Below are 14,962 nucleotides of genomic sequence, written 5' to 3' on the forward strand. Positions count from 1 at the left end.
CAGAGTAAGAGGCGTACGGCCCACTGGCCCCTGTCGAAAGTCGTATCCCGCCCTCGTCCGATGGACGCAGGCACCCACGCCGAGTGTGAACCCCCGTGAACGCCGCATGGCAGTCACATTGCGGCCCGCGCCCACCCCTTCCCCACCCCGCTCCCCCGCCCCTACGGTCATCACAACGCCCCACCACACGGCCGTGTACCCGAGTGGCTCAGGGACTCGCCTGCAAAGCGAGTTACGCGGGTTCAATTCCCGCCACGGCCTCCAACTTCCTTACGTGTTACGGCATTTGAGCATCCGCCGGGCGAACTCGGCGTACCGCTGGAGCAGCGAGGTCAGGATCTCGCGGCTGCGGGGCGTCCTCGGGGCCCGGTCGGCGGAGAGTTCGAGCTCGACGTACTTCTGCGACGGCGGCAGCGCGGGGCCCCTTGGCAGATCCGGGCGCTCGCAGAGGAAGACCGCGCCCGCGCCCCTGTCCCAGACGAACCCCTCGTCACCGGCCCGCACCGGCGTACCGTTCTTGCGGGCGTAACCGTTCCAGTCCGAGCCCCTGCCGCTGTTCCTGCGGACGGCATAGACGATGAAGACCGCGTGGTCGTCGACGAACAGCGAGCAGAAGGTGTTGCTCTGCTGCTCGAACACATCGAAGGGCCGCTCGTTCCTCTGCTGGGCCGACGCGCCGTTCGGGAGCAGAGGCTCGACGGAACGTCCGCTGGACACCCCCCAGCACAGGCTCTCGGGAAGGCTCGGTACGGACGGCTCCCGCGAGCAGGCACCCGAGACGAGCAGCAGGCCGACTGCTGCGGCAGCGGCCGGCCCGCGTCCGGCGCGTATCACTTTCCAACGCCCTCCGGCGACCCGGTCGCCTTCAGGCCCCGCCCATCCGCGAACGCGTCCGCGACACTCGTCGACGCCGTCCCCCGGTACTCCCGGATGTCCCGCTCCGCGAGCCCCGCGCTGCGTCCCGCGCTGCCCACCGCGTCGGCGGCGGCCCTCTTGGCGTTCGTCTCCGCCTTCGCGTATCCGTCCGCCGCCGCCTGCCCCGCCTCCTCGGAGGTGTCCTGCTGGGCTCCCTCCGTCAAGGACTCCGTGATGTCCTCCTTGAGCCAGTCGACCGCATCGCCTCCGACGGGCAGCAGCTCGATGTACTTGCCGCCCACCGAGTCGATGATCCGGTTGACCCACTTGGACTTCGCCTCGACGGCCTTGTTGAACTCCTCGTCGTCGGCCGCCTGCTTCTCATGGACGGCTTCCACCCGCGCTTCGGCCATCATTCCGGCGATCTGCCCGCCCGGGTGCACGGCGTTGCGTACCGCCTCGCCCACGTCGTGGCCGTGCTGGTCGGGGTGGACGAAGACGTCCCGGACCAGCAGCGTCGTATAGGCCTGTTGGGCGTTGGTGATGGCACCGTACGCCCCCGGGTCCTGGGCCACGGCGCCGAGGAAACGCGCCACGTGCACCCGGTCGAACGCCGCGAGCACCCCGAACGGCTTTCCCTGGTGAGCGCCGTTCTCCGTGGCGATCTGCACATCCGGCATGTACTCCGCCGCCATGTCCCCGAAGTGCCCCACCAGGCCCGACAGTCTGCCGGGGTTGCCGTCCTCGTCCTCCTTCAGGAGGCCCGGATCGGAGCCGATCTTCTCGACCACCTGCTCCATCACCCGCGCCATGGCCGCCGTGTGCTCCACCGGGCGTGCGTCGGTGTCGCCCGGGGTGCGGCCCGTGACGGCCGCCTCCAGGGCGTTGCCCAGGGCCGACTGGAACGGGGTCGAGCCGCCGCCCGGCGCCGTGTCGTACCAGCCGTCGTTCGCCTCCTTGTCCAGCATGTGGTCGACCATGCCCAGCGGCGCGCGCCTGCCGTCGTCCCCCACGACGGTCACCGGGCTGTCGTCGGTGGTGACGATGCCGTTGCCGTCGGTGTCCTCGCGCACCGGCTCGTTGAAGAACTCCGCTGCCCCGCGCGGGTTGTTGCTCAGGGCCGTCATGAGGCCGGTCAGGGGGTCGAAGCCGCGTCCGCCCTCCTTGTCCAGGTTGAAGGCCATCGCGTTGTTGTACGGCACGGCCTGCTGGAAGATCTTCGGGTGCTGGTGCTCGAAGCCCACCAGGTCGCGGGCGACGGGCAGCAGGAACTCCCTGTCGTACGTGCCGTGCCGCAGCAGCGCGCCGAGCGCCTGGTAGCCGTACACCTGCGTGGTGGCACCCGCGAAACCACTGACGTCGACCCTCTTGCGGCCGGCCCGCATCAGGTCGAGCGTCCAGCCCGCGTCGAGGTGGCCGGGGGTGCGGGGGCTGGTGGCGAGGCCGAGCATGGGGCCCATGTCGTCCTGGATGTGCCGGACGGCCGCCGCCCGGTCCGCGCCGGCCGGGCCGAGGCCCGTCGCGTCCAGGGACACCCGGGTGTAGAACTCCAGCGTGCCGTCCGCGCCCATCCGCCGGTAGAAGGCGGCGGAGAAGGCCGGGTCGCCTCGATGGTCGTCCAACAGCGCCTGGAGTTGCCCGAGTTCGGCCACGTTGCGGGCGGTGCCGCCCGGCCCGGTGACCTTCTTCGCGAGGCCGGCGGCGCGCGCGGCCTCCTCGTCGGCGAGGCTCGCGAACGCCGGCGCGGCGAAGTCGTGGACGTCGGTGGCATTGCCGTCCAGCGCGCGCCGCAGCGCCTCGTCCGCGTCGGCGCACGTCTCAAGGACCGCGTCGACGCGCCGCTGCCAGGACTGGACGGCGTCGTTCTGCTTCTGGACCGCCTGCGGATGGTCACGGTCATGGCGGGCCGCGAGGTCGTCCTGGAGGGGGTGGCGGGCGGTGACGGTCCCGGCCGCGTCGATCGTGATGCCGTCGCGCCCGGCGTCGTCCACGATCGCCCGCAGCTCGTCCCTGGCCTTCTTGAACGCGCCGTACCCGTCGAGCAGGACCCGGTGGACGCCTGCCGCCTCCTTGGCCGCGTCGTCGAACTCATGGGCCGTCCGCGTGATGAACTCCCGCGTGACGCCCGCGTTCACGCCCGCCCACGCGGCCCGCTCGGCGTGCGCCCGCATGCCGTCGTGCGCCTCACCGGCGAGCTTCTTGAGCCGGGTCGCCATGTCCGACCAGTCGTCCGCCGCGCTCTTCAGCTTGTCCACCGGAGCGTTCAGGACATCCGCGTACGTCAGCATGAACGTGCCCTCCCCCGGGCCTACTTGAGGTATCCGGTGATGACGGAGACCTGGGCCAGGGAGCCCAGGACCGCCGCGTCGTCCTTGGCGTGGCGCGCGACCGAATAGTCGAGATGGTTGGAGATCTGGGCGCAGGCGTCCTTCAGCGTGGAGAGCTGGGTCCCCCACCGGTCGTGGACGCGCATCAGGGCGTCGCCGCTGGTGAAGTTGTCGGCGCTGAGCGCTCGCGCGGCCTCGAAGGTGGTCTGCCGGGCGCGGTCGCCGTCGGTCCGCAGGGCCTCGTACAGCTTGTACGCGTCGCCGCCCACCACTCCGAGGTCGTCGGCGTGCGCGACGAGGTCCCCGCCGCCGGGGCCTCCCGGGTTCCTAGGAACCTGGTTCAGCCGCACGGCGACGTTCGCATGCGACTGACGCCATTCGTCCTCGAAGGCCATGCCAACTCCCTGTACGGACCGGACCTTTGCCGGTCGCGTACCTTACGGAGCTTGCGCGGACCTCACCAGGCGGATCCGGGCAGATTCAGCCCAACGGGGTTACTGGGGACGCCACTTGAGGCCTCAGGCCTGCACCACCGCCGCCTGGGGGCGGATCGGGAGGCGGTTGACCGGGCGGCCCGTCGCCGCGCGGACCGCCGAGGCGATCGCGGCCGGGGAGGTGACGACCGGCACGGCGCCGGCCGCCTTCGCGCCGAAGGGCGCCACCACGTCGCGCTCCTCGACCAGCTTCACGATGCGGATGTCGGGCGCGTCGAGCGCGGTCGGCAGGGCGTAGCCCGTGAGGTCGGGGTGGCGGATCCGGCCGCGCGAGGTGCGCAGGTTCTCCGTCAGGGCGGCGCCCACGCCCTGGGTCACGCCGGCCTCGATGCGGGTGGCGAGCTGGCGGGGGTTGAGGACGCGGCCCACGTCCTGGGCGACGGCGAGTTCGACGACGCGGACCGAGCCGAGTTCGATGTCGACGTCCACGACCGCCCGGATCGCGCAGAACGCGAGGCCCACGAACGCGTCGCCCTGGCCGGTGTCGTCGAGCGGTTCGGTGGGGTGCGGGCGGCACTGGGCGGTGGCCCAGAGCTCCTTGCCGTCCATGGCCTCGCTGACGGTGGTCGACAGGACGCCGTCGTACGACGTGATCTTGCCGTCCGCGATCTGGAGCAGTTCCGTTGACATGCCGAACTTGTGCGCCAGGGGCTGGAGGAGCTGGGTGCGGACCATCTTGGCCGCGCGCTCCACCGCGCCGCCGGACACCCAGGTGTGGCGGCCGTGGGTGGCGGGGCCCGCCGGGGGCTGGTCGGTGTCGACCGGCGCGACGTGCACCTCCTCGACGCCCAGGGTCTCCTGGACGATCTGGCGGGCGAGCGTGGTGAAGCCCTGACCGGTCTCGACGGCGGCGCAGATGACCGTGGCGACGCCGTCGTGGACCTTGACCGTGGCCGTGGAGACCTCGTCGGTGCCCTCGGCGCCGAGCATGTGGACCATGCCGAGCGCGTAGCCGACCCCGCGCCGCACCGCGTCCGGCTCGCCCGCGCCCTCGGGGCCGCCCGGCAGCAGCCAGTCGTCCTCGGGCGCGTCCTTGGGCAGCACGGGGAGCGGGAAGTCCCGTACCGCACCCAGGAGTTCGGCCACCGGGGCCGGGCAGGTGACCGTCTGGCCGGTGGGCAGCAAGTCGCCGGTGGCGAGCACGTTGCGCATCCGCAGCTCGGCCGGGTCAAGCCCCAACTTCGTTGCCAGCTTGTCCATTTGGCCCTCGTAGGCCGCGCACACCTGCATCGCGCCCTCGCCCCGCACATGCCCGGACGGCGGGTTGTTGGTGCGCACCGCCCAGCCCTCCACGAAGGCGTGCGGCACGACGTAGGGGCCGCAGGCGAACGCGACGGCGGCGGCGAGGGATTCGGCGGAGGCCTCCGCGTAGGCGCCCGCGTCGAGGAGGATCTGCGCCTCCACCTTGACCAGGCGGCCCTCGGCGTCCGCGTGGTGGCGGTAGCGCAGCAGGGTGGGGTGACGGTGGGCGTGGCCGAGGAAGGACTCCTCGCGGGTCGCGGTCAGCTTGACCGGGCAGCCGGTCCTCAACGCCAGGAGCCCGAGCGGGAGTTGGAAGCTCAGGTCCTCGCGGTCGCCGGTGGCACCGGGCACTCCGGTCACCACGACCTTCACCCGCTCCGGTTCGAGGCCGAAGCAGGCGGCGGCCAGGTCGCGGTCGCTGTGCGGGTCGGTGGAGGCGGTGTAGAGCTCCACGCCGCCGTCGGGCCTCGGCACCGCGAGTCCCGCCTCGGCGCCGATGGGCGCGGGGTCCTGGCGGCCGATCCGGTACAGCCCCTCGACGACGACCTCGCCGGTCACCTCGGGGTCGCCGAACTGGAGCGGGATGTGCCGGATCAAGTTGCCGTCGGGGTGCAGCGGTTCGGCCGAGAACGCCTTCTCCGGGTCGGTGACCGGTTCCAGCACCTCGTACTCGACGGCGATCGCGGCGGCCGCCAGGCGCGCGGTGTCCGGATGGTCGGCGGCCACGGCGGCGATGGGCTCGCCGTGGTGGCGTACGAACTCGGAGGCGAAGACCGGACGGTCGGCGACGCGGCGTCCGAAGGCGGGCTCACCCGGCACGTCGGCGTGGGTCACCACGGCCCGTACGCCCGGCATGGCGGCGGCGGCCGCGGTGTCGATGGAGACGATACGGGCGTACGCGTGCGGCGCGCGCAGCACGGCCGCCCACAGCAGGCCCTCGGCCCACAGATCGGCCGCGTAGGGGAAGGTCCCCTCGGTCTTGGCCCGCGCGTCGACGGGCGCGAGCGACGCGCCGATCCCGTGCGTGGGCGGCTGCTGCTCCGGCCCCGCCGCCGAAGCGGCGCCTTCGGCCGTCGCGGTGGCTGCGTCGTTGCTCACGCCATGCCTCCGTCGTGCGTGTGCGGGGGCTGCACGCTGCCGGCCCCCGGGGGTGCCTGGTGCGGGATGCGGGGCTCGTCGGCCGGCGCTCCGGCCGCCTCGCGCGCCGCCACCACGTCCTTCACGGCGTCGAGCACGCCCCGGTAGCCGGAGCAGCGGCACAGGTTGCCGCAGAGGGCCTGGCGCGTTTCGAGCTCGGTGGGCGCGTGGTTGCCTTCGAGCAGGTCGTGCACGGTCATCGCCATGCCGGGGATGCAGAAGCCGCACTGCACGGCGCCGCATTCGGCCAACGCACGCTGTACGTCGGAGGGTTCGCCGTCGGTGGCAAGCCCCTCGACGGTGCGGACCTCGCTCCCGGCGGCGGTCGCCGCGGGCACCAGGCAGGAGGCGACGAGCCGCCCGTCCACCTGGACGTTGCACGCCCCGCACTCGCCCTGCGAGCAGCCGTCCTTGGCGCCTGCGAGCCCGAGCCGTTCGCGCAGCACGTACAGCAGCGACTCGCCGACCCAGGCCTCGGTGACGGGCCGGTCGGCGCCGTTGACACGCAACACGTAGGAGGCGCGGGGGTGTTCGAGGTCGGGGGCGGGCGTCACGTCGGCGGGCGGCGCGGCCGGCTCGGCGGTGGGCGCGGTCAGCTCGGCGGTCGGCGCGTCTTCGGGCGCGGCGGGCGCGGCGACGGTTTCGCTTGACGCGGGCTCGGGGGCGGCGGGCGCGGGCTCCGGTTCGGGCTGGGGCTCCGATGCGGATGCGGGGGCTTCGGGGTCCGGGGTGGCGGGCTCGGGGGTGTGGGTGGCGTCCGGGCCCGGGGGGGTGGTCGGGTCGCCGGTGGGGGTGGTCGCATGGGCGGCGGATTCGGACGCGGTGGACTCGGACGCGGTGGGCTCGGTGGGCTCACCGGGGGCGGCGGGTGCGCCGGTTGCCTCCGGAGCGGCCGTTTCGGGCTCGGGGACGACTTCCGCCACCGGCTCGGCGGCGGACGTTTCCGGAAGCGGGTGCGGCTCCGGCTGCGGGTGCGGCTGCGGTGCCGACCCGGCTTCGGGGGCCGGGGTGGGCGCCGGGTGCGGGGCGGGTGTCGCGTCCGGGTGCGGGTACGGCTGGGGCACCGCCTCGGCGTGCGGCTGCTCGGGGGGCTGGGGGTACGCGTGCGGGAACGGGTGGGACGCCGGGCTGTCTTCGTGCCCCGGGGCGCCCGAATCGTCCCGTACGTCCGGCACTTGTGGCGTCTGCTGCGGCGTCGCGGTCCCCGGCGCGGCCGACGCTTCCGGGGCGTCCGCGACCGCGTGCCCGGTCGGGGCGGCCGGCGCGTGCGGTGCCACCGGCGCGGGCGTCACGGGCGCGTCCGGGACGTTCCGCACGTCGGGCGCGTCCGCGTCGCCGGGCGCGCTCGGCGCGTGCTCCGGCGTGGGCTCCTGGGTCCCGGGCGCGGGGTGCGGCGCGGGCTCGGGGAACTGGTGGGCCCAGGGCGCGGGCGCACCGCCGGGAAGCGTGGCGGGCGGGGTCGAACCCCACTGCTCGATCAACGACGAGGTGGTGAACTCGCCGGATTCCTCTGGGAGTTCACCCCGCGCGACCGGGATCGTCCACTGGCCGGTGCCCGCGAGGGAGGGCTCGTCGGCGAAGTTCCACTGGGCCGTGGCGGAGGGGTCGTGGGCGGGTTGCGTCGGGGTCGCGGGCTGCGGGGTGGGCGCGGGGGGCTCCGGCCACACCACCGTCTGCGCGCCGGGCGCGTGCTCGGACTCGGGCGCGCCGGAGGGGCCCTGGCCGGACAGCTCCGTCGGGATGCGCCAGACGCCGGTGGCACCCGGGTCCGTGGCGGCGGCTGGCGTGAGCGGCACGATCATGGGCGGCACATAGCCGTGCCCGGGCGCCTCAAGAGGCGCGCCCATCATGTCCATGTCCGGGGGCAGCTGGACGAACGCCGTGGCGTCCGGCTCGTACTCGCCGCCGTGCGGCACCGGCTCCCAGCCGCCGTACCCGTGGGCCTGGCCGTAGCCGTACCCGTACGCCCGCGCGGACTCCTGCTCGCGCTCGGGCTCGTACGCCCGCTCGGGCTCGTGTTCGTTGTCGCGGTCGGTCACGACAGCGCCCTCCCCAGTGCTCGTCGGGCCAACGCGGCGACGGTGCGCCGCAGATGCAGTACGGCGGGCGAGAGGGGCGGCGGCGGTGAGCCGTCCGCGGGGGGCGCCGGGTCGGGTACGCAGGCGGCGGCCACGTACTCGCCGAACGCGCCCAGCGCCTCGGGGGCGAGGGCGGCGCGCTCACCGTCCCAGTCGATGAGCGAGGCGATCCAGTGCTCGGCCTCGAGGGGGCGCAGGGGCATCGGCGCGATGGCGCCGACGGCGCACCGCACGCCGCGCCGGGCCGGGTCGAGGACGACGGCGACCGAGGCGGTCGCGCGGCCGGGTCCGGTGCGGCCGGTCGCCTTGAGGAAAACTTGGGGCGCGTGCAGCAGCGGCACCCGGACATATCCGATCAACTCGGCCGGGGCCAGCATGTCGCGGCCCGCCAGCAGATGCGACACCGGGAGCTCGCGGCGCGCGCCGTCGGGGCCCGCGATGACGAGAGTGGCTTCGAGGGCGGCGAGCACGGGCAGCGCGTCGCCGGTGGGGGCGGCGGATGCGATGTTGCCGCCGAGAGTGCCGGCGTTGCGGATCTGCGGGGGCCCGGCGGCGCGCGCGGCGGCGGCGAGCGCCGGAATGAGCGCCGCGAAGTCGGGGCGCCCCATCCGCGCGTGCGTGAGCCCGGCGCCCAGCAGGGCATGGCCGTCCTGGTACTGCCAGCCACGGATCTCGTTGATGCGGCCGAGTCCGACGAGTCCCGCGGGGCGCAGCAGACCCCGGTTCACCGCCGCCATCAGGTCGGTGCCGCCGGCGACGGGCACGGCGGCGGGCATGGCCGCGAGAGCCGCCACGGCCTCGTCGAGCGAGACCGGCAGCGTCACCGACTGCGCCGTCTGCGGTGCGTGCGTGGTCAACCCAGCTGCCCCTTCCCGGTGTCCCGGCCGTACGACTGTGCCGTCTGTGGCCACCTGCTGATGGCCGTACCGTACGTGCTCACAGCCCGGACGTGGCAACTCTGGCACATCTTCCGTACCGCCCGACGGGAGGGTCCACGAAGCTCACTTCCTTCCCCGCCCAGGGGAATGTTCCGGTTTCGCAAGCCTTGCGCGACTTGTGCGCCTTATGCGGTACGCCTCGTTCCGCACGCCGGGTGTTCGTCACAGCGGTCTTCCTCGCAGCCGGTCGTGGCCGGGCGGCCGTGACCCGGGGCCACGGTCCCAGGACGACGGCCGCCGGGCGGTCACCTTGGGCCGTGGCTCACCTGTTTGGGGGCGCCCCCTCGATCGGGCGTCCGAGCACACCGGGGCGCCGCTGCCACGGCAACGGGCCCGTGGGCGGCCGGTAATCGACGCCGAGCGCGTCAAGGCGCCGGTAGTGGGCGGTCATTCGCGCCTCGAAATCCGCGAAGTCGCGGTCGGCAGGGGCGGGCAGGACGCTCCAGGCGACCTCGGCGAAGGCGGCCAGGCGGGGGAAGGTCTGGTAGTCGACGCGGGCCTGGTTCTCCATCACCTCGGTCCACACGTTGGCCTGGGTGCCCAGGATGTGGGCCGCGGCCTCGGGGCCGAGCCCGGGCGGAACGGGCTCGAACCGGTAGACGTCCTCCAAGGTGCGCACGAACCCGATGGGCATGGGCTCGTCGGCCCCCGGGGCCTGGCGGTGGTCCAAGTAGACGTACTGCTCGGGGCACATCACCACGTCGTGCCCGGCCTCGGCGGCGGCGACACCGGCGCCGTATCCCCGCCAGGACGCGACGGCCGCGCCGGGCGCCAGGCCGCCCTCCAGGATCTCGTCCCATCCGATGAGGCGGCGTCCGCGCGCGCTGAGCCAGGTGTCGAAGTGCCGGATGATCCAGGACTGGAGTTCGTTCTCACCGGCGAGCCCGAGCTCGCGGATCCGCGCCTGGGCGATGTCCGACTTCTGCCACTGGTCCTTGGGGCACTCGTCGCCCCCGATGTGGATGAACGGCGAGACGTCCTCGGGGAAGAGCTCCAGTACCTCCTCCAGCACGTCTTCGTAGAAGCGGAGGGTGGTGTCAGTGGGGGCGAGTACGTGCGGATTGACGCCCCAGGTGTCCCAGACGGAGAGGGAGGCGGTGTCGATGACGTCGGTGTTGCCGAGTTCGGGGTACGCGGCGATGGCGGCCTGCGAGTGGCCGGGGAGGTCGATCTCGGGGACGACGCGGATATGCCGCTCGGCGGCGTACGCGACGATCTCGCGGATGTCGTCCTGGGTGTAGTAGCCCCCGTGCGGCTTCTCGTCCCACAGGGGTGAGGCGCGGTGCCCCCACTTGGTGCGGCCGCGCCACGCGCCGACGTCGGTGAGCCGGGGGTGGCGCTTGATCTCGATCCGCCAGCCCTGGTCGTCGGTGAGGTGGAAGTGGAAGACGTTGAGCTTGTGGGCGGCGATGAGGTCCAGGTAGCGCAGTACGCCGTCCTTCGGCATGAAGTGCCGGGCCACGTCGAGCATGAGCCCGCGCCAGGCGAACCGGGGTTCGTCCGTGACGCTGACCTGCGGCAGCGCCCAGCTCTGACCGGCGCCCCTGAGCGGGGCCCGCCGGAACGCCTCCGGTCCCAGCAGCTGGCGCAGCGTCTGGATGCCTCGGAAGAGGCCGGCGGGGGTGGGGGATTCGAGGAGTACGGCGACGTTTTCGACGGAGCGGTCGGTGGTGAGGCGGTAGCCCTCCGCCGGGGCGGCGGGGGCGATGGGGGTGAGGCGCAGGACGATGCCGTCCGGGGTGGGGGCTCCGCCCGGGAGGGGGAGGCCGGTCGCGGCGCCGATGGTGTTTCGGAGGAGGGGGGCGAGGGGTTCGGTGCCGGGGGCGGTGTGGAGGGTGGTGGTGGGGGTGAGGTGGGTCAGGGGGGCGAGGGGGTGGGGGGTTGAGGTGGGGGTGTCGTGGGTGAGGAGGGTGCGGGGGGCGGGGATGAGGGTGTGGGCGGTGTTGTTGGGGGGGTTGGTGGGCATGGGTGGTCCTCCGGTTTGGTCTGCCCCTCCCCACCCCTTCCCGAGACCCGCCGGGGGTGGGGAGGGGTGCGGGTACGGGGTGCGGCGGGGCCGGGGGAACCGATCGCGCAGTTCCCCGCGCCCCTTGCAGGGTTAGTGTTCGGGCGCGGGTCGTGGTCGCTTCTCGCGCAGTTCCCCGCGCCCCTGGCGGGGTTGGTGCTGGCCCGCATCGGCAACCTCAGCCCGTCCGGCGTTTGAGGACGAGCGCCCTTAAGGCGCGAACGGGGTCTGGGGCGGAGCCCCAGGGTCTTTCACCCCCGGCGGGTTTAGGGAAGGGGCGGGGAGGGGCCAGATCCTGGACGGCAACCCTGGCGGCGTTCCCAGGCCCGGGGCCAGAACCCCGGTCCGGGGTGGCACCCCGGCGGCGCGCGCCCGAGCTGGCCGGGGCCAGGACCGGTCCGGGTGGGAGCCCGGCGGAGGCCTGGCCCGGGTCGGGAGGGGCCGGGACCGGGGTGGCGCCCCGGTGGAGGCGTACCCGGGGTTATTTGAGCGCACCGCTCACCCCCACCACCAACCTCCGCTGCACCAGCACGAAGAACACCAGCACCGGCACGGTCATGACCGTAGACGCCGCCATGATCCCGCCCCAGTCGTTCTCGTCCGGCTTGAAGAAGACGAGCAGCGCCATCGGCAACGTGGACTGCGACGTGTCGCTGATGATGAACGACTTCGCGAACAGGAAGTCGTTCCACGCGGAGATGAAGGAGAAGACGCTGGTCGCCACGAGCCCGGGAAAGACCAGCGGAAACAGGATCTGCCACAGGAACCGCGTACGGCTCGCCCCATCGAGCGCCGCCGCCTCCTCCAGCGCGACCGGGACCCCCTTCACGAACCCCCGCAGCATCCAGATCGCGAACGGCAGCGAGAACGCGAGGTGCGGCAGGATCAACGCCCCCAGCGTGTTGAGCTGCCCCAGGTCGCGCATCAAAAAGAACAGCGGGATCGTCAGCGCCTCGACCGGCACCATCTGTGCCACCAGGAACATGATCAGCAGCGTGGTGCGGAACCGGAACCGGAAGCGGGTCACCGCGGTCGCGGCCAGGAAGGCGATCAGCGCGGAGAGCAGCACCACCGTCCCCGCCACGATCAGGCTGTTGAGGAAGTAACGCCCGAAGTCCTGCTGGGTGAAGACCCGCCGGAAGGAGTCGAGCGAGGGGGACAGCGTCCACGGCCGGGGGTGGCTCGTCTGCACCTCCCCCGCCGGCTTGAACGCGGAAAGGACCATCCAGTACAGGGGGAAGGCGACCACCGCGGCCACCAGCAGCGCGACCCCCTCGGCGGCCAGCCGCCCGGGCCGCAGGACCCGGAGAGAGAACCCAGGGCGGACGGAACCCGAACCGGGACCGGGCCCCGCGCCAGCCCCGGCCGCGCGGGCCCCGCCGGCCCCACCAGCGCCACCGGCCCCAACTACCTTGCTGTCGATCACAGTTCCTCCCCCCGTCGCCTCAGCAACCGCACATACACCAGCGTCACCACCAGCAGGATCACCAGCATCACCACCCCGATCGCCGAGCCGAGGCTGTACTGCGAGGAGGCGAACGCCTTTTGGTACGCGTACACGTTCAGGACCAGGTTCTGGCCCGCGATGCCGCCGCCGTTCGTCATGACGTAGATCTGCGTGAACACCTTGAAGTCCCAGATGACGGACTGGATCGTGACGACGGTGAGGATCGGCCGCAGCATCGGGGCCATGACGGACAGCCAGATCCGCCACTGAGACGCGCCGTCGAGGGCGGCCGCCTCCAGGACCTCGCCCGGGATGGCCCTGATCCCGGCGTACACCGTGATCATCACGAACGGGAACGAGCACCACACCACTTCGAGCAGCACGAGCAGGAACGCGCTGTAGCGGCCGTACGTCCAGGAGTGGTCGCCGAGGCCGAGCACGCGGTTGACCGGGCCGAAGTCCGGGTCGAACAGGAACATCCACACCGTCGAGCCGGTGACGGCGGGCGTGGCCCACGCCCCGAGCGCGGCCAGCATCAGCGCGAGCCGGGGCAGCGCCCGTACGCGCGTCAGGAGGACGGCGAGCGCGCAGCCGGCCGCCAGGGTGCACAGGACGCAGGCCGCCGCGAAGACGAGCGTGGCCAGCAGCACCGACCAGAACTGGCCGTCCGAGAACAGCGTGGCGTAGTTGCCAAACCCTTGGAAGCTGGTCGCCGCGCCGCCGCTGACCTGGGCCTGGGTGTATTCGAGGAAGGAGATCAGGCCGAGTTGGTAGATCGGGTAGACGAGCAGCGCGGCCAGGACAGCGAGCGCGGGGGCCAGATAGAGCCATGGCGTCAAGCCCGTCCGGCCGAAGGAGCGGGCGCGCCGGGGCGGGGAGTTCGGCGCGGGCGTCGGCGGCGCCTTCGTCCGCTCGGCCGTCGCGGGACTCAACCCGTCGCCCCGAACGCCTCGTTCATCTTCTTCGCCGCGTCCGAGGACGCCTGGGCGACGTCCTTCTTGCCGCTGACGATCTCCTGGAACATCGTGGGCAGCACCAGCGAGGAGTCGATCTGGCCCCAACCGGGCGACGCGGGAACGAACTTGGTGCCCGAGGCCAGGGTGCGGACGAACGGCTCGACGGACGGCTGCTTCCTCGCGGCCTCGGCGCGTACATCGGTGTACGTCGGCAGGAAGCCCATCGCGTCGAACATCTCGCGCTGGGTCGCCTTGCCGGTGAGCTGCTTCATGAGACCGACCGCGAGGGAGCGGTGCGAACTGCTCTTCAGTACGCCGATGTTGTTGCCGCCGGCGAAGGCGGGGGCGATGGATCCCGGTGTGCGGCCGGGCAGCGGCACGACGGCGTACTTGCCCTTGACCGCGCCGGCCTCGACGGCGGCACGGTTGAAGTCGCCGCCGATCGCCATGGCCGCCTTGCCGCCCGCGAAGGCGGTGATGGTGGCGTTGCCGCCCATCTGGGCGCACTTGGCGGCCGGGCAGTTGTCGTCGCCGAAGAGCGAGGTGTAGGCGGCGATGCCCTCGCGGGCGGGCACGCTGTCGAGGGCGGAGGTGTATTTTCCGCCATTCTCGGTGGCCAGTTCGCCCCCGTGGGCCCACAGGAAGGGCAGCGCCCCGTACGTGTAGGCGCCGCCCACGGCAAGCCCGTACAGACCGGGTTCGGCCCGGTGGATCCTCTTGGCCGCGGCGGCCAGCTCGTCCTGGGTCTTCGGCACGGCGATACCGAGGCCCTTGAGGACGTCGGTGCGGTAGTACAGCGCGCGCACGCCCACGAACAGCGGGGCGCCGTAGATCTTCCGGCCGACCGTCACGGACTGCTTCGCCGTCGGGTCGGTGTCCTTCGCCTCGTCCCAGGCGGCGAACTCCGCGCTCACATCGGCGAGTCCGCCGTCCCGCACATAGCCCGCCGTGTCGGTGTTGCCGTACTCGATCAGATCGGGCGCGGAGCCGGGGTCGTTGAACGCGGCCTTGATCTTCTGGGCGCGGGTGTCGACGGGTATGTACTCGACCCGCACGTCCACGCCGTGATGAGCCTGCTCGAAGGCGGCCACGGCCTTGTTCACCACCTGCTGTTTGGGGCCGTTGCTCACCTCCTGGAAGAGCCAGACCCGCAGGGTGCCGCTCTGGTCGTCGCTCTTCGCGGACGTGCCGGAGGTCTGAGGGGCGCAGCCGGCCGCGCAGAAGAGGGCAAGTGCCGCCAGCGGAAGGGCGGTTCGGGCAGAGAGCTTCGACAGCTGCTTCGACAGCTTCACGGTGGATCCTCCCCAGGGCGTTGCAGCATACGCAACGAGCGTTTCGCATCTTGCACAACAGGGAGGAGGTTATGGCGGCGGCAAAGCCCTGGGCAAGAGGTCTGGACAACCCACCGGCCCACGGACGCCCCCGGGGACGCGAAACGGCCCCCGGGGTGTGCTTGAAGCACACCCCGGGGGCCGTGGAGGGG

The 14,962-nt window shown here is 72.7% G+C and carries 10 protein-coding genes and 1 tRNA gene; 1 reads left to right on the forward strand and 10 read right to left on the reverse strand.

Annotated features, from left to right (window positions below):
* Window positions 1-189: 189 nt before the first annotated feature.
* A tRNA-Cys gene (locus ACFYM2_RS20145) sits at window positions 190-264 on the forward strand.
* A 6-nt stretch (window positions 265-270) separates the two neighbouring features.
* Here ACFYM2_RS20145 and ACFYM2_RS20150 read toward each other — a convergent pair.
* The 10 genes from ACFYM2_RS20150 to ACFYM2_RS20195 all read right to left on the reverse strand — a co-directional run bounded on the left by ACFYM2_RS20150 (window position 271) and on the right by ACFYM2_RS20195 (window position 14,771).
* A complete protein-coding gene (locus ACFYM2_RS20150) occupies window positions 271-717 on the reverse strand; it encodes a hypothetical protein (RefSeq protein WP_359003172.1) in 447 nt (148 codons plus the stop codon).
* A 113-nt stretch (window positions 718-830) separates the two neighbouring features.
* A complete protein-coding gene (locus ACFYM2_RS20155) occupies window positions 831-3,143 on the reverse strand; it encodes a DUF6571 family protein (RefSeq protein ID WP_388837734.1) in 2,313 nt (770 codons plus the stop codon).
* 20 nt (window positions 3,144-3,163) lie between these two features.
* On the reverse strand, window positions 3,164-3,577 hold the full coding sequence (locus tag ACFYM2_RS20160; RefSeq protein ID WP_388837737.1) for a hypothetical protein: 414 nt from the start codon (window positions 3,575-3,577) through the stop codon (window positions 3,164-3,166).
* A 123-nt stretch (window positions 3,578-3,700) separates the two neighbouring features.
* Window positions 3,701-6,016, reverse strand: a complete 2,316-nt coding sequence (locus tag ACFYM2_RS20165) for a xanthine dehydrogenase family protein molybdopterin-binding subunit (protein WP_359003166.1) — start codon at window positions 6,014-6,016, stop codon at window positions 3,701-3,703.
* Entirely contained in the window at window positions 6,013-8,094 is a 2,082-nt protein-coding gene (locus tag ACFYM2_RS20170) for a 2Fe-2S iron-sulfur cluster-binding protein (protein WP_388837740.1), read from the reverse strand. Before ACFYM2_RS20170 ends, ACFYM2_RS20165 begins: the two co-directional genes overlap by 4 nt.
* Window positions 8,091-8,990 (reverse strand): FAD binding domain-containing protein, encoded by a 900-nt coding sequence (locus tag ACFYM2_RS20175; RefSeq protein WP_359003162.1) that lies wholly within the window; start codon window positions 8,988-8,990, stop codon window positions 8,091-8,093. Before ACFYM2_RS20175 ends, ACFYM2_RS20170 begins: the two co-directional genes overlap by 4 nt.
* A 343-nt stretch (window positions 8,991-9,333) precedes the next feature.
* A complete protein-coding gene (locus tag ACFYM2_RS20180) occupies window positions 9,334-11,037 on the reverse strand; it encodes a beta-N-acetylhexosaminidase (RefSeq protein WP_388837742.1) in 1,704 nt (567 codons plus the stop codon).
* A gap of 520 nt (window positions 11,038-11,557) precedes the next feature.
* Window positions 11,558-12,376, reverse strand: coding sequence for a carbohydrate ABC transporter permease (locus ACFYM2_RS20185; protein WP_359003183.1), 819 nt, complete (start codon window positions 12,374-12,376; stop codon window positions 11,558-11,560).
* 122 nt (window positions 12,377-12,498) lie between these two features.
* Window positions 12,499-13,455: a carbohydrate ABC transporter permease gene (locus ACFYM2_RS20190; protein WP_388837745.1), complete on the reverse strand. Its 957-nt coding sequence runs from the start codon at window positions 13,453-13,455 to the stop codon at window positions 12,499-12,501.
* Complete coding sequence (locus ACFYM2_RS20195; RefSeq protein ID WP_388837748.1) at window positions 13,452-14,771, reverse strand: extracellular solute-binding protein; 1,320 nt, start codon at window positions 14,769-14,771, stop codon at window positions 13,452-13,454. The genes ACFYM2_RS20190 and ACFYM2_RS20195 overlap by 4 nt, the downstream gene beginning before the upstream one ends.
* Between the last annotated feature and the right edge of the window lie 191 nt (window positions 14,772-14,962).

It is taken from the genome of Streptomyces sp. NPDC006711, from assembly GCF_042869775.1.
Lineage (GTDB): Bacteria > Actinomycetota > Actinomycetes > Streptomycetales > Streptomycetaceae > Streptomyces.